Origin of the sequence: Alkalihalobacillus deserti, from assembly GCF_020734105.1 — a bacterium.
In the GTDB taxonomy this organism is placed as follows: domain Bacteria; phylum Bacillota; class Bacilli; order Bacillales; family Bacillaceae_D; genus Halalkalibacter; species Halalkalibacter deserti.
This window is the reverse complement of sequence record NZ_JAJAFR010000002.1, coordinates 65,040-84,120: the sequence shown is the minus strand read 5'-3', so window position 1 is coordinate 84,120 and position 19,081 is coordinate 65,040. Positions and strand designations below refer to the sequence as shown.

General features: G+C 36.2%; 19 protein-coding genes and 2 pseudogenes. All 21 read right to left on the bottom strand.

Going from position 1 to position 19,081, the window contains the following annotated elements:
* Window positions 1-25: 25 nt before the first annotated feature.
* The 21 genes and pseudogenes from LDX58_RS04010 to nikB all read right to left on the bottom strand — a co-directional run bounded on the left by LDX58_RS04010 (window position 26) and on the right by nikB (window position 19,041).
* Window positions 26-922 (bottom strand): ROK family protein, encoded by an 897-nt coding sequence (locus tag LDX58_RS04010; RefSeq protein WP_227935571.1) that lies wholly within the window; start codon window positions 920-922, stop codon window positions 26-28.
* 69 nt (window positions 923-991) lie between these two features.
* Complete coding sequence (locus LDX58_RS04005) at window positions 992-2,272, bottom strand: TRAP transporter large permease (RefSeq protein WP_227935570.1); 1,281 nt, start codon at window positions 2,270-2,272, stop codon at window positions 992-994.
* Window positions 2,273-2,743, bottom strand: a complete 471-nt coding sequence (locus tag LDX58_RS04000) for a TRAP transporter small permease (RefSeq protein WP_227935569.1) — start codon at window positions 2,741-2,743, stop codon at window positions 2,273-2,275.
* A 23-nt stretch (window positions 2,744-2,766) separates the two neighbouring features.
* Window positions 2,767-3,786, bottom strand: coding sequence for a sialic acid TRAP transporter substrate-binding protein SiaP (locus LDX58_RS03995; RefSeq protein WP_227935568.1), 1,020 nt, complete (start codon window positions 3,784-3,786; stop codon window positions 2,767-2,769).
* A gap of 621 nt (window positions 3,787-4,407) precedes the next feature.
* Window positions 4,408-4,653, bottom strand: a complete 246-nt coding sequence (locus LDX58_RS03990; RefSeq protein WP_227935567.1) for a transcriptional regulator GutM — start codon at window positions 4,651-4,653, stop codon at window positions 4,408-4,410.
* A 91-nt stretch (window positions 4,654-4,744) separates the two neighbouring features.
* Window positions 4,745-5,446 (bottom strand): annotated as a pseudogene (locus tag LDX58_RS26365) (sugar-binding domain-containing protein).
* Window positions 5,447-5,454: 8 nt separating this feature from the next.
* Entirely contained in the window at window positions 5,455-5,679 is a 225-nt protein-coding gene (locus tag LDX58_RS03980) for a sigma factor-like helix-turn-helix DNA-binding protein (protein WP_227935566.1), read from the bottom strand.
* A gap of 380 nt (window positions 5,680-6,059) precedes the next feature.
* Window positions 6,060-6,893, bottom strand: coding sequence for a MetQ/NlpA family ABC transporter substrate-binding protein (locus tag LDX58_RS03975; RefSeq protein ID WP_227935565.1), 834 nt, complete (start codon window positions 6,891-6,893; stop codon window positions 6,060-6,062).
* 22 nt (window positions 6,894-6,915) lie between these two features.
* Entirely contained in the window at window positions 6,916-7,581 is a 666-nt protein-coding gene (locus LDX58_RS03970; protein WP_227935564.1) for a methionine ABC transporter permease, read from the bottom strand.
* Window positions 7,571-8,584: a methionine ABC transporter ATP-binding protein gene (locus LDX58_RS03965; protein WP_227935563.1), complete on the bottom strand. Its 1,014-nt coding sequence runs from the start codon at window positions 8,582-8,584 to the stop codon at window positions 7,571-7,573. The genes LDX58_RS03970 and LDX58_RS03965 overlap by 11 nt, the downstream gene beginning before the upstream one ends.
* Before the next feature lie 587 nt (window positions 8,585-9,171).
* A pseudogene (locus LDX58_RS03960) lies at window positions 9,172-9,267 on the bottom strand (hypothetical protein); the annotation flags it as partial.
* 241 nt (window positions 9,268-9,508) lie between these two features.
* On the bottom strand, window positions 9,509-9,676 hold the full coding sequence (locus LDX58_RS03955) for a hypothetical protein (protein WP_227935562.1): 168 nt from the start codon (window positions 9,674-9,676) through the stop codon (window positions 9,509-9,511).
* A gap of 740 nt (window positions 9,677-10,416) precedes the next feature.
* A complete protein-coding gene (locus LDX58_RS03950) occupies window positions 10,417-11,355 on the bottom strand; it encodes a metal ABC transporter substrate-binding protein (RefSeq protein ID WP_227935561.1) in 939 nt (312 codons plus the stop codon).
* A gap of 37 nt (window positions 11,356-11,392) precedes the next feature.
* Complete coding sequence (locus LDX58_RS03945; RefSeq protein ID WP_227935560.1) at window positions 11,393-12,259, bottom strand: metal ABC transporter permease; 867 nt, start codon at window positions 12,257-12,259, stop codon at window positions 11,393-11,395.
* Window positions 12,256-13,005: a metal ABC transporter ATP-binding protein gene (locus tag LDX58_RS03940; protein ID WP_372459092.1), complete on the bottom strand. Its 750-nt coding sequence runs from the start codon at window positions 13,003-13,005 to the stop codon at window positions 12,256-12,258. Before LDX58_RS03940 ends, LDX58_RS03945 begins: the two co-directional genes overlap by 4 nt.
* 493 nt (window positions 13,006-13,498) lie before the next feature.
* On the bottom strand, window positions 13,499-14,845 hold the full coding sequence (locus tag LDX58_RS03935) for an MATE family efflux transporter (RefSeq protein WP_227935558.1): 1,347 nt from the start codon (window positions 14,843-14,845) through the stop codon (window positions 13,499-13,501).
* Window positions 14,846-14,972: 127 nt separating this feature from the next.
* Window positions 14,973-15,479: a GNAT family N-acetyltransferase gene (locus tag LDX58_RS03930; protein WP_227935557.1), complete on the bottom strand. Its 507-nt coding sequence runs from the start codon at window positions 15,477-15,479 to the stop codon at window positions 14,973-14,975.
* Between the two features lie 181 nt (window positions 15,480-15,660).
* Window positions 15,661-16,431 carry an ABC transporter ATP-binding protein gene (locus LDX58_RS03925; RefSeq protein WP_227935556.1) on the bottom strand — a complete coding sequence of 257 codons (771 nt, stop codon included), beginning with the start codon at window positions 16,429-16,431 and terminating at the stop codon, window positions 15,661-15,663.
* The gene (locus LDX58_RS03920) at window positions 16,428-17,246 is read right to left on the bottom strand and encodes an ABC transporter ATP-binding protein (protein ID WP_227935555.1); all 819 of its coding nucleotides are present in this window, start codon (window positions 17,244-17,246) and stop codon (window positions 16,428-16,430) included. The genes LDX58_RS03925 and LDX58_RS03920 overlap by 4 nt, the downstream gene beginning before the upstream one ends.
* Complete coding sequence (nikC, locus tag LDX58_RS03915; protein ID WP_308017444.1) at window positions 17,243-18,091, bottom strand: nickel transporter permease; 849 nt, start codon at window positions 18,089-18,091, stop codon at window positions 17,243-17,245. The genes LDX58_RS03920 and nikC overlap by 4 nt, the downstream gene beginning before the upstream one ends.
* A complete protein-coding gene (nikB, locus tag LDX58_RS03910) occupies window positions 18,091-19,041 on the bottom strand; it encodes a nickel ABC transporter permease (protein ID WP_227935554.1) in 951 nt (316 codons plus the stop codon). The genes nikC and nikB overlap by 1 nt, the downstream gene beginning before the upstream one ends.
* Between the last annotated feature and the right edge of the window lie 40 nt (window positions 19,042-19,081).

Sequence of the window (19,081 nt, the reverse complement as noted above, 5' to 3'; positions counted from 1 at the left end):
TTATTTCACCTCATCTCTTATATATTTATTCCATCAAGAAGATTTTAGCTGCCCCTAATAGATTTGCCTTATTTCCATTCATCGCCATCTTGATTTCTAAGTTTCTTGCATGATTTGGCATAATCTTCGGATAAACGGAATCCTTAATTGAATTTAGTAAAAAGTCTCCTTGCGCGGATATTCCTCCACCTAATACGATTAGTCTAGGATTAAGGAAGTGTATCATTGTCTTCAATCCAGTAGTAAGGTCATCAAGCCATTGATCATAACAAGCTAAAGCTTTCATATCACCTGATTTAAGTAATTGAAAAAAATCGATTAACTGTAACGTCTCACCAAATTCAGTAGATACGAGTTTTTCCAAGGCTTGGCTTGATGCATATTGTTCGTAGCATCCCGCACTGCCGCATGTACAAGCCTGGCCTTTAGGATACAGCGTGATATGGCCAACCTCTCCCGCTGAAAAACTTTGACCCGTGTAGAGTTTTCCGTTCAAAAACAAAGCCCCACCTATGCCTGTACCGATGGTTAAACAAAGAAAGTCCTCCACACCTTGCGCAGATCCCTTCCAATGTTCACCAATAGCTGTACAATTCACATCATTCTCAACTTTCACTGGTAACTCAGTTTGAATCTGAACAATTTCAACTATATTTAAACCGGTATAATTTGGAATAGTATCTGTTGCATGCACAACAATGCCATTTACATTATCAATTTGACCTGCTGTACTTATCGAAATTCCATTTATATCCCATTTTCGTTTTAGCTCTTTGGAGATTGAAACAACCTTTTGAATGATAGTCTCTCCGCCTAAATGAGCTTCTGTAGGGGTGGACGCATCATATAATATTTCCCCTTCAACACTTACAATGCCATATTTAATAGATGTTCCTCCGATATCAAAACAGGCTAAAAACATATTTATTTCTCCTATCACTAAAGTAAGATACAAAGAGAAAGGCTCTATATCGAGCTTTCTCTCTGTGACTTAAGGACTTAAAAGATTTGGTAAGAATAATACAATCTGCGGGAAAATAGTTATTAATACCAATGAAATTACTAAAGGGATTATGAAAGGAATAACTCCTCTCGTAATAACTTCAACAGGTATATTACCTACTCGTGATACTACAAATAGTGCCATCCCCATTGGTGGTGTTAATATTCCAATCATCAAGTTAAGAATAACTATAATACCGAAGTGGACTGGGTCAATACCTGCACTGACTATAACAGGAACCAATATCGGAATTAATAATATTAATAACGCTAGAGACTCGATGAACATTCCTAAGAAGATTAATAATACATTTATTAACATTAATAACAAAATAGCATTATCAGAGATCGATAAGAAAAACGTTGCTACAGTTTGTGCTACTTGCTCATATGCGATCATTTGACCAAAAAATTCTACTCCCATAATCATTAGAACGGCAACACCAGTTAATTTCATTGAATCTACCACATTCACAAAAAACTTTTTCAGCGTAAGCTCTTTGTATACGAAAAAACCTAGGACCATCGCATACAATGTTGCAATTACTGCCGCCTCTGTTGGTGTAAAAAACCCAGAGAATATCCCACCGATAATAATCACAGGCGTCAGCAATGCCCATATTGCTTTTTTGAAATAAACCCATCGTTCTTGAGGAGTTGCCTTTTTTGCTTTAGGATACCCTCTTTTCTTAGCGAAAGTATAAGCTACTACCATTAAAGAAACTGTCATTATTAATCCTGGAAGTACACCTGCAAGAAACAATCTAGCAATCGATTGATCCGAGATCACCCCGTAAATGATTAACGGAATACTTGGTGGAATAATTGGACCGATAATAGCTGATGCAGCAGTCAGTCCCCCAGCATAATCATCGTCATATTTTTCGTCTCGCATTGATTTAATTTCTAATTGACCAAGTCCACCCGCATCTGCTAATGCAGAACCAGACATCCCGGAAAACATGAGACTTGCCATGATATTCACATGGCCAAGTCCTCCTGTATGATGACCTACCAATGATTTTGCAAACGCAAAAATACGATGTGTAATCCCCGAAGAGTTCATCAATGTCCCTGTTAAGATGAAGAATGGGACCGCCAATAATGCAAAACTATCAATACTGTCAATCAACTTAGCCCCTGCGAAATAGACTAACGACCAATCAGCCAAGGCGAAATAAGAGAATGCAGCGACAATTAGTGTAAATCCAACTGGCATTCCAAGAAATAACAGTAATAACCAACCGATGAATATGATTGCTACATCCATCTATTTCACCTCACTTTTACTACTTCTAAATTCTTTTACGTTTCGTTCGATTAATCTGTATATCATTAAAATCGAAAACAAAGGCAACGCCATATACATATAGACGTAAGAGATATCCAGCGAAACAATTTGTACCGGTACTTTACGCATAGACAATTCATAACCGATATAACCCATAAAAATAATCGCGACAAGGATGATGAATTGAAATACATAGTTGATTATTGTTTGTACTGTAGTTGGAAATTTCTTCACGAAATAATCAATAAAGACATGACCATTCTCTTTAATTCCAACCGAAACAGCTAAATAGGCTACATAAATAAAGATGAATTTAGCTAATCCTTCTGACCATGTTAACGGGTTATCAAATACCTGACGAGAAAATATCTGAATGGTTAATACGATTAACATCATGATAAACAGCATTCCACCAATAGTTTCCTCTAAGTTCGCAAAAAACTTTTTCATCATTTTCACCTAATTTTTTGTGATTAATTATTCGCGTTTTGAATTTCCTCCAAATATGCCTCCGCTGTTTCACCAATCTTTTCAAGGTACTTTGGATAAGCTTCTGATACAGCCGTTTTAAACTCCTCTAAATCTGGTTCACTGACTGTCATTCCAGCTTCCTTGAATTTAGCAATCAAACTTGCTTCTTCATCTGTAAATAACTGTGTGTGATAATCAGCAGCTTGTTTAATACCATCTTCTAAAATAACTTGTAAATCTTCAGGTAATTCTTCCCATGTTTGTTTACTAACAACATAGTTTACATCATTGACTACGTGATTGGTTAATGCTAAATAATCTTGAACTTCATAAAACTTCTGTGCATCAATCGTTGATAATGGATTTTCTTGACCATCAACAGCATTCGTTTGGAGTGCTAAATATACTTCCGTAAAAGCCATTGGTGTAGCTGATGCCCCAGTATAATTAGCATAATCCAATAATGTATCCGCTTCAGGAACTCGTAATTTTAAACCTTTCATATCACTTAAAGTTTCAATTGCACGATTTGAAGTTGTTTGACGAGTACCATTATAAGCATTAGCTACAATTTTCCAATTATGCTCATTTAATAATTCTTCTTGTAAGCCTTTTCCGTATTCTGTATCATAAAGTACCTTTTGAATATGATCATATCCATCTACTACATAAGGCAATCCAAGTAATGAAGCTCGTGGCACCCAAATTCCAAAGCGGCCAGTTTCAGCAAGTGTAATATCTAACGATCCTTCACCAACCTGATCAAGCATGGCTCTGTCATCACCTAATTGAGCACTAGGATAAATTTTCAAAGTCAACCTTCCATCACTTTCAGTATTAACATATTCTGCAAGTTGCTCTGCAGCTTTGAATTCATTTTGTTGATTACCTGCTACCATTCCGAATTTTAATTCAAAGCTTTCTTCCGATTTTCCTTCTGAAGGACTCCCCTCATTTGAACAACCAATAAGCCCCAAAACAACAACTAGCAAAATACCAAAGTGAAGTAACCCCTTTTTCATCTTTAACCTCTCCTTTTTTGAGCGTTTTTTGGTACAGAAATGTCGAGCATGTTATCGCATTTTCTACAACCACAAGTTTAATGAAACTGTCAAAATGAGTTATTTAGTTACCTTTTCTTTTATCATTAACGAACAAGCGCTATACAACTCTATTAAATAGTTATCAATAACTTTATTTTCATTGATATACCTGCTAACTCAAATTGACAGTTGTTTTTCATTTCCTTTGCGACTTTTGAAAAAGCGCTTTCAATAACACAAGTTCATTGTATTATTTTGATTGTTAGATGTCAACATTTTATTTAAAATTGAATGCCAGTTGTCATATTGTGACTTTTTAATCTAAATTAACATTTTCAGTAATAGCTTATTTTAGCTATCTACATAGCTTAAAAGCGTTATATCTCCCTAGTTCATACAACACAGTTGTTTTCGATAATACGTATACAAGTTGCAAGTTCTCATATTCTTCCCAAAAAATAAAAAACCACAGCATGACCACTGTGGCAACCAATATTTATTTTCAAAACTTAGGTATTAAGCTAAAAAACGTCTTCCATAATAATCGGGATGGTGAAGAATGCTAAGCAACGCTATCAGATTGATGGAAGAGTGGTTTCATTAATAGAACTCTATCGATTGCGTCGCCCATTCATGGAAAAAAAGGTCTTCTCCGTTGATCACAGCGACTATGGCAATAAGGATGACTGTACTAGCTTTAAAGAGTCCTCTCTTTCTTCCAATAGCAACTCTTTCTTTTTGTCTTAAAAAGCTGAAATATTTATTAAAGTTTTTAATTTGGAAAAAGCCTAGAAAGCTCTGAACAAGCCATACTATCCCAACTAAAATTATTAAGTAGATAAACATCTTAGTCTGACCTCCCTATCTCAATGTAGTAGAGCAATAGCTTCCGAGTAATGTTTACGTTTTCATATATCTCAAAAAAATCATACTCGTTTCAAAAGTTCTTCTGCCGTTTTTCATTGGTAATTAGTACATTGACGTACTTTCCTCTTAAAGCTCCTAAAATAGATGGAACTTTATTTTCAGATTCAGCAACTCCAATTGAATACTCAAGTTCTTTTAACCTTTCTAATTCAATTGCTACAGTTCTTTCTGCCACTTCTGACTCTATTACGTGACCATTAATATCATAAAATCTCGAACATATATCACCAACTGTATTTAGGTTGTTAAGTTCGTCTATTTCTTTATCTCCATAATCCTGTCCAAATCATATTTAATGAAGCGAGCGGAGCACCAATTCCAACTACTGCAATATTTAAGTTGTTCCACATATCCAGTATTTTTTTAAAGAAATTAGAAGTAACAATATCGTTTTTGGTTTCTTTTTTTCAACAACTGCAGCAGCGTTAACAAAATGAGATGAGCCACCAAATGTATTTGCGACATTATAAACAATTGTATTTACATGATATTTACTATCTAATGTTCCAGGACCTCCAACTAACGGGACAAAATCTACCTTTCTTGCCTTGTATTCCACAGGTTGATCAATCATGCTTCCCATGGTTCTCCCCCATGCAAAACCAATTGTATCTTCATCTTTAAAAATTCGATTCAACAGCTCTAATGTTGCATAACCAAGCGTAGTTTTTCTTTTCTCATCTAAATCGGAATTATTATTTGGAACTACAATTACGTCCTTTAGTTGAAAAGTTGTTTGATTTTTGTCTCTAACTCGAACGTTTCATACGATGTGCTATCTACATGGATTTGTACAATGCCTTCTCTCCTTGCTTTTTTCAGCATTCTTCCAATTGTTGTACGATATATTCCAAGTTCGTTAGATATTTCATTTTGAGTCATATCTTCTTCGTAATACATTTGTGCAACTTTTACAAGTAAACGTCTTTCCTCCCAGCTAGACATCATCAAACCTCCAATCTAACCTTTTTATTTTATTATTCCTGCACTTCCGCACAACAGCAAGTACGTGTCATCTGTGCTTGTGTTTGGTATAGACTTATCTGATATTTGAGTCAATACATTTTTATAATTTACCCTTTTTACCTGTAATTCAAAAAGGAGAAGGCGAATTTGCAAAGGCGATCGCGTACTCGTTTAAAGGCAAGATGATATAGAGTTCGGAGAAAGTGCAGTTGTTGCTATTAATGGAGAAGTGCATGTCTAAGGCGTGTCAATAAAACAGAAACTGGAGAAATAATTCTTTATCCCTATAATGAACAGCAAATCTTGTAATTAAACGAAAACAACGCCGAATAATCGACGTTGTTTTTCTCAAATTCATATTATTTACTTTCCATCCATTCAGGTTTACCAAACCCTTTGAATTGTTCATCAATTGTTTTTTCAAATTCTTCTGATTCAATTGCCTCTTGTATATCTTTTACCCAGCTTGTTTCTAAATCTTTTGTATTAACAACAACTCGGTTTCGGTATTGATCAGGCATATTTTCTAATTGAATTGCGTCTAACAAATTCATTTTTGCAGCAATCGCAAAGTTTCCTGGAACCGCTGATAAATCGACACTGTCAACTGCACGTGGAAGTTGGGCAGCTTCAATGGGTTGGAATTTTAATTTTTTTACATTATTTTCTACATCTTTTTCAGAGACAGTTAAAGGATCTAAAGAAGAATCGATTGTAATCAAACCTGCATCTTGTAAGATTAGAAATGCTCTTGCAGCGTTTGTCGGGTCATTTGGAATGGCGATTGTACTGCCTTCTGTTATATCATCAAATGATTCAAATGTAGCTGAGTAAATTCCCATTGGTGCTGTAGGAACAGAAACTACCTCAGATAATTCTAGCTCATGCTCTGTTGCAAAGCTTTCTAGGTAAATTTTGTGTTGAAATAGATTGGCATCAATGTCTTCTTGAGACAGAGCTAAGTTTGGTTGCATATAGTCACTAAATTCTACAAGCTCGATTGTATACCCTTTAGCTTCCAAAATAGGTTTAATTGCTTTTGTTACCATGTCACTATAAGGTCCTGCAGTTGCACCAAATGTTAGTTCTTTTTTCTCTTCAGTTTCCTGATTATCAGTTGCTGAAGAAGCATCTTCCCCACCACAGGCTGCTAATAAACCAATAAGTGCACATAATAAAAATAATTTTTTCATTTCTTTTTACCCCCTAAAATAATTAACGTTTGTCTAAAATTCTAGCCATTTTATCCCCTGCAAATTGGATGATTTGAACTAAACAGATTAAAATGATAACAGTAGAAAGCATAACTGTATTATCATAACGATAGTAACCAAATCGGATAGCTAAGTCACCAATACCGCCACCACCAACTATACCAGCCATTGCTGAATAAGCAATTAAACTTATAGTTGTAATAGTAACTCCCTGTATGATACTTGGACGTGCTTCAAGTAGAAGAACCTCTTTAATAATCATCCAAGGACTTGCTCCTACTGCAACAGATGCTTCAATCACCCCCTTATCAATTTCTCTTAAAGAATTTTCTACGATTCTCGCAAAAAACGGGATTGCTGCTACCGATAATGAAACAGAGGCAGCTGTTGGCCCTATCGTTGAACCTGTAATGATCTTTGTTAATGGCAATAATGCAACTAGTAAAATAATAAATGGAATAGAACGGACCATATTGACAACAAATCCAACCGTTGTTTTTATAAAATTATTTTCTAATAAAAGTCCACGGTCCGTTACAAATAGAATAACTCCTAAAGGTAGGCCTACAATGATAGCGACAGCCAATGAAATGGCCACCATATAGATCGTTTCAAAAAAAGCTTTATTAAGATCCGGTAATAATGTTAACAGTGAATCAATTAACATATTGAATCACCTCCAATTGCTGTGTTCTTCTTTTTATATACTCAATCGCTTTTTGTACTTCCTCTTCGTCTCCTGATACTTCCATCATGAAAATTCCAAGTGGCTTTTCTTTGATATACTCAATTTTCCCATGAAGAATATTTCCTTTTACCTTATATTGCTGTAATACGTCTGAAACGACGGACTCTTCTGCGATCTCTCCTTTAAAATGAATTTTAATAATCGTGCCTTTTCGATTGTTTATTAAATGCTCTGGTAAATCGAATTGAAGAACAGTATTAATAAAAGATTTCGTTAAAGGTTGAGTAGGGTCTGCAAAAATGTCATATACTGGTCCCTCTTCTACAACTCTACCATCCTGCATAACTGCCAATCGATCGCAAATCTCTTTAACAACCTCCATTTCGTGGGTAATCAAAACAATGGTTAATCCTAGCTCATGATTAATCTTCTTTAACAAAGTTAAAATTGATTTCGTTGTACTTGGGTCTAAAGCAGATGTCGCTTCATCACAAAGGAGGACAGAAGGTTCATTTGCTAAAGCTCTAGCTATACCAACTCGTTGTTTTTGACCACCACTCAATTGAGAAGGAAACACTTCTTTTTTATCTGAGAGACCCACCATTTCTAATAATTCATCTACTCTATGTGAAATTTCATGTTTTGATTTACTTGCAGCTTTTAAGGCAAACGCAACATTTTCAAACACTGTTTTCGAACTAATTAGATGAAAATGCTGAAAAATCATTCCCACTTTTAACCTCGCTTGCCGTAGTTCTTTGTTATTTAATGTGGTTAAATCAATTCCATCGATAAGAACTCTTCCAGTAGTAGGTTTTTCTAATAGGTTCAAACACCTTATTAGAGAACTTTTACCTGCACCACTATACCCGACAATCCCGTATATTTCTCCTTTTTGTATTGTTAATGAAACATTATCAACACCAATTACTTTCCCCTTTTTAGTGTTATATTCTTTCACTAGTTCTCTTACCTCAATCATACAAGTCACCTCTAATGAATATCGTATTTTTTGCGATATTAAAAGCCTCTTTCATTCAGAAAGAGGCTTCGAATTCAAATCTAACCAACTTATTCTATCAGAATGATTCACCCTTAGCAGAAAGTGGTACCTTTTCTAATTTAGAGGTTATCGACCTCAAAGGGCCTTTCCCTTAGTCTCTGAAGTTATTGCTTTTATAATTAAATACGCTTCAATACCCTCCTAAAAGATAGAACAATTTTTTGATTTACCTTAGTTAACAATTAATCCAGCAATCGAAATCTTCCAGAAAAGAACTGTTAGAAGAAACTATTTTTATATTCTATTTTAGTATATCATATTTTTTAAATTTATTTATTGAGAGATAATGACAGCAATTAGATAGTTTAGTAATTAAAAACATGTTCCCCCTCTATATATTCAGCTATAATACCACTAACGTTTTAAAACAACAAATAATTAAAAAAATTAGGATTTTTCAATTGTAAAGTTTAGCCCTAAAATAAACAGTTTACCAACATTTTGGCAGAGAACATTGAAAATGAACTTGAAAAACTAGAGGAAGAATTTCTTTGGTTAGTAGCTACTCAATCATTGTCGGATATATTTAATTGGTGAACTTCTGATAAACGACTGCCAGTAGCATAAAGAACCTCGATAAAAGCGCGTTGTCTAATCGTCTGACAGGCTTCTCTGAGAAATTACCTCTTATTTAAATGATTAGTTTTTTTGAATATGTTTTAAAACAAAAACACATATTAAGAAAAAAGTGGTGAGTAAATGTTCAATTTTCAAACATCGTCTGCTCGTAGCGAGTAGCATCTTATCAAGTGTATTTAGTTTTGTTGTGATTACATTGACGATTTATCATCATTTCGCTATCAAACGGATGTTAAATAACGTCAATGAAAAGAAGCGCTCCATTCAAGAGCACTTCTTCCTTATTTCCTCAATCATCTTTTCTTCCTCAATGAATTCCTTCATTTTGATGTTGATCCACGTAGAAACTTTAATGCCTTTCTTGCCAGCATACTTACAAAATTCTTTATATACCTCTTCTTCTAAGGTGATGTTGTGTCGAGTTGTAGCCAATAATACCATCCCAAAAATGACATGGTAATATTGGCTAACAGATACAACTTTTTATCAATACACACTAATAAATACTAATAGAGCGTGTTCAAAAAGGTACTCTATAAGACTTCCAATGGCTCCGTTCGCTACTCGTCTTACTATGAGAAACCCACTCATAGTAAGTCTTTTAAAGATGTAGCGACTACGCTTATTGCTTCGAGTCTGTTCAAAAAGGGAAAAAACCTCCCTTTTTGAACAGACTCTATTAGTTTTCACTCTAGCCTATGAACTTAGATCAAATGTATTTTGGGCAAAATGTTTTTTTCGAGCCATTGATGAATACGCCCAATCATACAGTTTAGATGAACAGTACAAGAGTAATGACACGGAATGTATTTGATTTCAAGTAATATCAAACACATTCATGGCATCCCGGTCATCAAAGTTGCAGGATAGTACTTTTTCAGCGAGGTAGCTAATTACACCATTTTTTTACTGCAGAGAACACTTTTTGATGTGCTACATAGTTAATTACTGTAACTCATTAAAGTGGTGTTAACGAATGACAGCAGCAGGTTATGCAGGCGGCCGATTCCATGTTGGTTGAAAGCATGTTTGGCCTCACCTGTTCCCAATGGAGTTTAAATAAAAATAACCCCGGTCCAATACCAAGGTCATTTTCTAGTTGCTTAGTTCTTTTCTATTAATCTCCCATTTCATCGGGTATTTTTCATGTAATCTCCTTGAGCAATATAAAGTTACTCCTTATTCAAGCCATCAATAATCACTTTGATATTAGATTCCATCATTTTTAAATAGGTATCCCCATCAGTTCCCTCTTCTCCTAAAGAATCGGTATAAACCGTTCCCACAATAGGTACACCAGTTTCCTCAGATACGGTTTCCATACTCCGGCGATCAATACTAGTTTCAACAAAAAGAGCAGTAACATTTTTATCACGAATAAGATCGATTACGTCACGTATTTCTTGTGGCGAGCCTTGATTTTCGGAATTGATTTCCCAAATGTACCCCGTCTCGATACCATAAGCCTCCCCAAAATATTTAAAAGCACCCTCACTCGTAATCAGAAAACGTTTATCTTCGTCGATAGACGCTATTTCTGCAATTGCTCTTTCATGCAATTGTTTCAGCTGATTAATATATGTTTCAGCATTTTCCGTGTAAAAGTTTTCATTCTCAGGATCTACTTTAATTAGTGCATCGCGGATATTTTCAGCATAAGTCATTCCATTGCGTAAATCGAGCCAAGCATGTGGATCACTTTCTTCATCTAACCCATTAGACTCTAACAATATTGGCTCTACTCCTTCACTAACACGATAAACGGGGGCTTCTTCATCGCCTTTTCCTGCTACCTCAATTAGTTTTCTGAACCAACTATTTCCTTCTTCCAAGTTTAATCCATTATAAAATACAACATCTGCATCCGTTGTTTTCTTCACATCATCCGGTAAAGGATCATATTCGTGCGGATTGCCACCGATAGGAGCTAAGTTATAAATTTCCGCTTCCTCACCTGCTATATTTTTGGCAATATCATAGATGATGGAATAGGTCGTGACAACTTTCAATTGCCCTGCTTCACCTTGTTCTTGACTAGTTTGTTCACTCCCACACGCTCCAAGTAAAAAAAGTAAAAGGAATGTGATACTAAATAATAATTGGTTTCTCATAATTTCTCTCCTTCTTAAATGTTTTTTAACTTTCTATTTATAAAAGCAAGGCTTTCTTTTTTCGAGTGCGTATAGCCCTCCATAAAAGCCCTTGTTTTGGTGAAAAGAAAAAAGCCATTGCGAACATCAAGCTCGCTACAACAACAATAGCCGGGCCTGAAGCTAAATTATACGTAAAACTATAATAAAGCCCTATAATTGATGCAATAACACCAAACCCTGCTGATAGAAAGACCATAAACCATAACCGATTGGTCATCAGATAAGCTGTTGCTGCAGGCGTAATTAACATTGCAACTACAAGAACGATTCCAACCGTTTGTAAAGAGGCAACCGTTGACATCGTCAATAATGTCATTAAAAGATAATGGATGAAATTATTAGGTAATCCATAAGCAGCTGCCATCGTAGGATCAAATGTAGTTACAAGTAATTCTTTGAAAAATAAGTAGACACAAAGTAACACAATGACTGTCACGATAAATGTCATCCACACCTCTGATACTGGGACGGCAAGCACGTTTCCGAATAAGATATGATACAAATCAGCACTACTCTGCATGAGCGTAATCAGGATAATCCCGATCGCAAATGCAGCTGTAAACATAATCCCGATCGATGTATCATTTTTAATTCTACTATTCTGACTAATATATCCAATCGAAATCGCCACAACTAATCCCGTCAGTACTGCACCATAAAAGATATTAATTCCTAGCATATAAGAAACCGCAACTCCTGGAAGGACAGCGTGAGAAATCGCATCCCCCATCAAAGACATTCCCCTTAGAATGATAAAACATCCGATTACCCCACAAACAATTCCAACAAGAATAGACGTAATCAATGCTCTTTGTAAAAACTCATATTGTAAAATAGACTCATAGAAAGCAATCATATTCATGATACCGTCATCCCCATTTCCTCTAAAAAGGACAATTGTCCCTGGTAGGCTTTCGTAATTACCTCTGGTCGACATACTTCAGCCACGGACCCATACTTGACTAGTTCCTTATTAAGTAACAACAACTCATCAAAGTATGCTCCTGCTTTGCTTAGGTCATGATGGACAACTAACACGGTTTTCCCTTGATTTCGCTGTTCACGCAAAATGTTAATTATGGTTTCCTCACTTGACACATCAATCCCGACAAAAGGTTCGTCAAGAAAAAACAATTCCGGCTTTTGCGCTAATGCCCTGGCAACAAAAACTCTCTGCTGCTGTCCCCCTGACAACTCGCCAATTTGACGTTGGCTGAACTCTTCCATCCCAACTTTCCTTAAACATTCATAGGCCCACTCTCTTTCACGTTTCTTTGGACGATTAAACAAACCAAGCTTTGGATATGTCCCAATAACAACTGTATCAATTACTGTAATCGGGAAGTCCCAGTCAATATTGCTACGTTGAGGAACATAAGCAATTTTTTTCCTCATCTCCTGAATTGGCCTGCCTGCAATTTTTATTTCTCCCTTATCTAATGGAATCAAATTTAATAACGACTTCAATAAAGTTGACTTTCCTGCTCCATTTGGACCAATGATTCCAACAATTTGCCCTGCTTTTGTAGAAAATGATATATTTTTTACTGCTTCATTTCCGTGATAGGAAACATATAAATTTCGAACTAATAATATTTCATCCAACATCTTTCACTCCCTTAAGATTTTTAATTAATTAGCATAAAGCTCGCAAACTTTCCTTAAGGCAACTTTTTAATAAAAAAGAAAATGTTCGTTTTGAACACCTAAATCATGATATGCAATTGCATTCATAAAATAATCTTGTACTAATGAATTTATTTTTCCCTAAGGCAACTTTAATTACATTATATGCATTCTACTTTTAAATTACAACCTAAAAATCATTTGTTGAAAAATTAAATCTACACCCTAAGACAGCAAAAAGAGTCGAAACGCTGTTACTATGCATTTCGACTCTTAATCGATCCTTATTCTCTTTTAAAAATAAACACCCTAGCAATAGAAAATTAACGTTCTACAGGAATACTAACGAATTGCATTAATAGCCTTTTGAACGATTTCTTCGTCTGCATGCGAACTCCTTAAGTCCATTTGAATATAACTCTACAATAGAAAAACGAATAATCCCCCAGAACTATTATCAGTCTATATATTAAAGTCAACTAAATTTTGTTCTAGTTAATTTCGATACATATAACGATAAAAAGAAGGAACGTGCCAGACTAAATGATACAAAAGCGAACCAAATCCCATGATTATGGTAGTTAGGTACGAACAACCAAACAGCTAGTAAAAATACGATTAATGCTAGGATCATAGAATCTCTAATCGATTTGGCCTCTGTAGCACCTGAAAAAATTCCGTCTAATTGCAATCCCCAAAACCCAACAATAGGAAAAACCATCATCCAGATTAATAGTTCGATTGCTTCCTCTCTTACTTCCGTGATGGTTGTAAATACTGCGACAATATTTCCTCCAAATAAAAGGATAAATAAAAATAATATGATTGCTGCAATGAAGCCCCAGTGTGCCGATAAGGAAAATACACGTTTATAAAGGGATGGATTTCTCCCTCCAATTGCCCGTCCGACAATGATACTCGATGCATTAGCAAATCCGCCAAGCAAATAAGCCATAATGTAATGGATTTGCAGTAGAATCGCATTGGCAGCTAATGTTACTTCACCCATACTTGCACCCTTGGACGTAAAGATCACGGTCATCGTAAGTAAACATACTGTTCGCAGGAATAAATCTCGATTGACTTTCAACATTTTTATTAGAGGTTCCGATTCTATTAACATTGGAAGTTTTATCTGAGCTATTTTCACTCTATTTGTACGGAAAATGAGCCATGCGCCGAACAAGACAGCACTGATTTCTGCTATGAGTGTCGCATAAGCAACCCCACTAACCCCCATCCCCAAACCTAAAACAAAAACTATATCTAAAATGATATTTAAAACATTCATTAAAATTTGGGTCGCCAAGGCTAATCGTACATTCCCCATTCCCATAAGCCAACCAATCATCACATAGCTTAGTAGAATAAATGGAGCCCCCCAAATACGAATAGAAAAATAGGTTGCTGCAAATGTCGATACCGCTTCGCTTCCTCCAATTAAAGATAAAGAAATTTGTAGAATAGGCTGCTGTAAAATGATGAACAACAAGCCAAATAACACCGCCAAAATCATCGGGCGTAGAAAGGATAATTGCATTTCTTTTTGATTATTTGCTCCTTCTGCTTGTGCAGTAAAGCCACTTGTACTAACCCTGAGAAAACCAAGCAGCCAGTACATTGTATTAAAAATAACAGCCCCAATCGCCACTCCACCAATCGAAGCTGGGTCAGGAATTCGCCCCACAACTGCTGTATCAACTGCTCCCAATATCGGAGTTGAGATACCGGAAATAACAAGTGGTATTGCTAGTGCTAAGTACTGCCTATGACTTAAAGTCAAAGCACCTTTCATTTCTATAGAAGCGGTTGCTGCCTTCATCCTTATCTCCTTTTACGATTCTTACGTTCAATTCTAGACTACTGTTCGTATTGCTAGTAAAACACTCTTTCACTCGCAGATCGTTCACATTCAAGTAGCTACCTCGCATATCTCTAATTTGCTCTCTTTACAAAAGCTGATTAACCTCTTGCTCCATGTGTACAGTTTGAAAACTTCCCTGCTCATCAAGTATTATTTGAAAACCTTTCTTCCTCCAAAAAGTTAAACCACCAGGTAAAAAACGATGAGTATGGAGATACATGGTCTTATAATTTTTTTGTTTACAATAGTCAACCGTTCTCTCAAAAAGTAAGGAACCTATACCTTGTTGTCTTACTTGATGATCTACATAACACTTTATAATTTCACAAGTTGTCGCTAACAGATAACGATCTTTCAAGGAAACAATGCGCCCATCATAAGGTCTAACAGCAATGGTTCCCACTACTTTATCATTCAAGAATGCTGCCATAATAGTTGCATCATGTCGATTGATAAACAACTTCTCCATGTCATCAAGATCATTTCTAGATGCCTTACTTAATGGAAAAGGATAGACCTCCTGCATCGTTGCAAGTATAAAGGTTGAGACTGCATTGATGTCTTCTGTTCTTACTTCTCGAATGTTAATCATAAGTTCTCCTTCATTTTTCGCAAATATGATTTATATTACTGTATCAATTCATTACATTATAAGAGTTTAACACAAGATTAATAGAAACCATTACGCGTATCATTAACATTTAAAGGAAAGGAATATTTCTCAATAAAAAAATTTTTTTGGTAGGTCATCTTCACACTCACTGATTGTTCTGTTACTCGATTGAAGCTGCTTTAATCAAGGCTTTTGTATAGGGATGACGATCCTTATGATAAAGTTCTGCCAGCTGAAACTGATCGACAATGGAACCATCCCTAAGAACAATCACTTTTTCACATAAAAATGTAACAGCCCTTATATCATGAGAGATAAAAAGAATCGTCATGTTCGTTTTTTTCTGAAGATCCTTCAAAAGACGCAAAATTTGAACTTGAACCGTAACATCTAAGCTTGCTGTAGGTTCGTCACAAACAAGAAGGGATGGTTCAATGCTTAAAGCTCTAGCGATACTCACTCGCTGTTTTTGTCCTCCACTTAATTCTCCTGGATAGCGATCGGCCATTTGTTTGTCTAACCCCACTAATGCTAAAAGCTCTTCTGCCATTTCTTTTCTTGAAAGTCCTTCTGTCGTTAGAAAAGAAGGGGTAATTTCCTTAAAGTTATCTAGAGGTTCTAATACACTTTTCCATATCGGCAGCTTTGGGTTCAGCGTACTAGTCGAATCTTGGAAGATCATTTGAACACTCTTTCGGTATTGGCGTAACAGGGCTCTTTTCTTCGGAGCTATCGGTTTCCCATTAAACGTAAGATTGCCTTCATTATATGGTTCTAATCCTAAAAGCACTCTTGCTAAAGTACTTTTCCCACTACCACTTTCGCCTACTATCCCTAGGCATTCTCCCGCTTTCACACGAAAAGATATGTTATCCAAAGCAGGAATGCCCTTAGAAAACCGTTTTGATAGACACTCTACAATTAGACTCATATCGAAACCACTCTTTCATTTCGTACGGATTGTTCTTCAGGTAGGGAAAGCAAACAAGAGCATAGTTTTTTTGTATATGGATGCTTATGATGACAGCGAATCTGTTCGGGTAAACCTTCTTCAACGATTTCACCTTGATGCATCACATACATGCGATCCGTTCGCTTATAAGCTTGTGCTAGATCATGAGTAATCATCAGGACAGCACAACCGGTTTCCTGCCGAATTTGATCAATATAACTTAAGACTTTCTCTCCATTCATTACGTCTAAAGCCGTTGTGATCTCATCACATATAAGCAAGGATGGTTTTAATGCTAAAGCCATCGCAATGGCCGCACGCTGAACCTGACCACCACTTAATTGAAACGGATAACTATGATAAACTCGTTCTGAATCTAGACCCATTTCTTCAAGTACTTGATAAGCGATATTCTTTGCTTCTTTTTTTCGAACTACAAAATGGGTACGAATCGTCTCAATCATTTGCTTTCCAATCTTAATAAAGGGGGTAAAACTCCCACGGTAGTCTTGAAAAATCATGCCTATTTCTTTCCCCAGAAATTTCCGGTGTTGTTTTGATGGGACCTTTATTAAATCGTTGTTCTTATATAAGATACGTCCACTTACATTCATTCCTACAGGAAGAAGAGCCATGATGGCTTTCGCTGTTAAGCTTTTCCCGCTTCCACTTTCTCCAATTAAGCCAACAATTTCACCCTTTTTCACTTCTATATTCACATTTTTCAAAAGCGACTTTTCTCCGACTCTGCTCTCTAACTGTAAATCTTGTATCGATATAAGAGGCTCGCTCATAAATAATCCCTCCCTTTACGGATATCAAAATAACTTTTTAACCCATCTCCTAGTAAGTTACAGCATAAAACAGTTAACATGATTGCAAGCCCTGGATAGATCATCAGTGAAGGGATCACTTGAAAGTACCCTCGTCCATCGTTAAGCATTGCTCCCCATTCCGGGATAGGCGGTTGTGCCCCAAGACCAATATATGACATCGCTGATATTAGTAAGATCACTTTACCCACATCAATCGCAGCCATGACAATTATGTCTGGCATCACTTGTGGTAACAAATGCATTCGGATTGTTTTATAGGAACTAGAATGAGATACTTTTGAAACTAAAACATACTCTTTTTCTTTTTCCGCAAGGACTAACCCTCGGACCACGCGAGCATAAACTATCCACCTTACTAAAACAATGGCAATGATAATATTCGTTAAGCTAGGGCCTAACATACCAGCTATTGCTATAGCTAAAATAAAATCAGGAAAAGCTAGAATTCCATCTATGATTCTCATAAAAAAAGCATCTATTTTCCCGCCAATGTAACCAGAAATAAGACCGATAGGCACGCCTATAAATATAGCCATTAGTATGGCAAACAGCCCGAGTCCAATCGTTAATTTGGCGCCATATGCTATTCTTGAAAAAACATCCCGACCTAATTGATCCGTTCCAAGCCAATGATCAGAAGATGCCCCTAGCAATCTGTTTCCCATATCAATTTGAAAGGGATCATGATAAACGAGGCTCCCCCCAAGAAACGTGATACCTGCAAGAAGCATAGCAAGGAACATACCAATAGCTAAACTAGGATTCTGAAAAAGTCGCACCGTTCTAATTAACACTACTTCCACTACACTAGCTCCTTTCCTTGCTTGATTTGAGGGTTAATAACCAAATACAATAAATCTACGATAAGATTTGTTATTACTACTAGGAAACCTACTATAAGGATATATCCTTGGATGACTGGGTAATCACGTTGCATTACGGCATTCACAATCAGTTCCCCCATTCCTGGCCAGGAAAAAAGAATCTCAATAACGGTTATTCCTCCGAGTAGACTGCCAATGCTTAATCCAAACATCGTGACTAGCGGGATCAGACTTCCTCTTAGGGCATGAAAAAGAAGAATCCGACTTTTTAGCAGCCCCCTTGCTTTTGCAGCTTCAATGTACGAGCTTTGCAACGTAGAAATGAGCCTTTCTCGCAAAAGCCTAATATACATAGGAGCCATGGCGACACCAAGAGTTATAGAAGGCAAAACAAAGTGAGCGAACGTACCTTTGCCCATTACTGGTAAGAGGTTCAGTTTTAGCGAGAAAAAATAGATTAGTAATAACCCAAGCCAAAAGCTCGGAATTGAAGCTCCCACAAGAGCTATCCATCTACTTAAATAATCAGGCCAACGATCTTCATATACAGCTCCTAACGTCCCTAGTGGAACTGAAATGAGAAAGAGTACAATCAAGCCTCCTATCGATAAAGTAATTGTCGCTGGCAATCTGCTTAAAATCATATCGAGCACAGGCCTTTTAGCGATGATAGATTCTCCTAGATCAAATTGTGCAACACTCCAAATCCACCGACTATATTGCACTAAGACTGGTTGATCAAATCCATATTCTTTCATTAACCTTTCCTCTTCAGCTGTCGTTGCGATCACATCATCTACCTTTAAAATAGCTCTGATAGGATCACCCGGTGTCAATTTCATTAATAAAAAAGTCACAAAAGAAAGGATTAAAACCATTATGACTAATTGGACCATCCTGGAACCAATTATAGACAAAACTTTCTGCATATTACACACCTCCCAAACATCGATTGATAAAAAGCTAACA

Coding starts and splice junctions, on each gene's coding strand:
- LDX58_RS03965 (WP_227935563.1), bottom strand. CDS start 8,584: ATGATTGAGGTAAGAGAACTAGTGAAAGAATATAACACTAAAAAGGGG.
- LDX58_RS03930 (WP_227935557.1), bottom strand. CDS start 15,479: ATGATTAACATTCGAGAAGTAAGAACAGAAGACATCAATGCAGTCTCA.
- nikB (WP_227935554.1), bottom strand. CDS start 19,041: ATGCAGAAAGTTTTGTCTATAATTGGTTCCAGGATGGTCCAATTAGTC.
- LDX58_RS03945 (WP_227935560.1), bottom strand. CDS start 12,259: ATGAATATGATTGCTTTCTATGAGTCTATTTTACAATATGAGTTTTTA.
- LDX58_RS03970 (WP_227935564.1), bottom strand. CDS start 7,581: ATGTTAATTGATTCACTGTTAACATTATTACCGGATCTTAATAAAGCT.
- LDX58_RS03990 (WP_227935567.1), bottom strand. CDS start 4,653: ATGTTTATCTACTTAATAATTTTAGTTGGGATAGTATGGCTTGTTCAG.
- LDX58_RS03950 (WP_227935561.1), bottom strand. CDS start 11,355: ATGAGAAACCAATTATTATTTAGTATCACATTCCTTTTACTTTTTTTA.
- LDX58_RS04010 (WP_227935571.1), bottom strand. CDS start 922: ATGTTTTTAGCCTGTTTTGATATCGGAGGAACATCTATTAAATATGGC.
- LDX58_RS03980 (WP_227935566.1), bottom strand. CDS start 5,679: ATGTCTAGCTGGGAGGAAAGACGTTTACTTGTAAAAGTTGCACAAATG.
- LDX58_RS04005 (WP_227935570.1), bottom strand. CDS start 2,272: ATGGATGTAGCAATCATATTCATCGGTTGGTTATTACTGTTATTTCTT.
- LDX58_RS03975 (WP_227935565.1), bottom strand. CDS start 6,893: ATGAAAAAATTATTTTTATTATGTGCACTTATTGGTTTATTAGCAGCC.
- LDX58_RS03935 (WP_227935558.1), bottom strand. CDS start 14,845: ATGAAGGCAGCAACCGCTTCTATAGAAATGAAAGGTGCTTTGACTTTA.
- LDX58_RS03925 (WP_227935556.1), bottom strand. CDS start 16,431: ATGAGTCTAATTGTAGAGTGTCTATCAAAACGGTTTTCTAAGGGCATT.
- LDX58_RS04000 (WP_227935569.1), bottom strand. CDS start 2,743: ATGAAAAAGTTTTTTGCGAACTTAGAGGAAACTATTGGTGGAATGCTG.
- LDX58_RS03995 (WP_227935568.1), bottom strand. CDS start 3,786: ATGAAAAAGGGGTTACTTCACTTTGGTATTTTGCTAGTTGTTGTTTTG.
- LDX58_RS03940 (WP_372459092.1), bottom strand. CDS start 13,005: ATGTTGGATGAAATATTATTAGTTCGAAATTTATATGTTTCCTATCAC.
- LDX58_RS03920 (WP_227935555.1), bottom strand. CDS start 17,246: ATGAGCGAGCCTCTTATATCGATACAAGATTTACAGTTAGAGAGCAGA.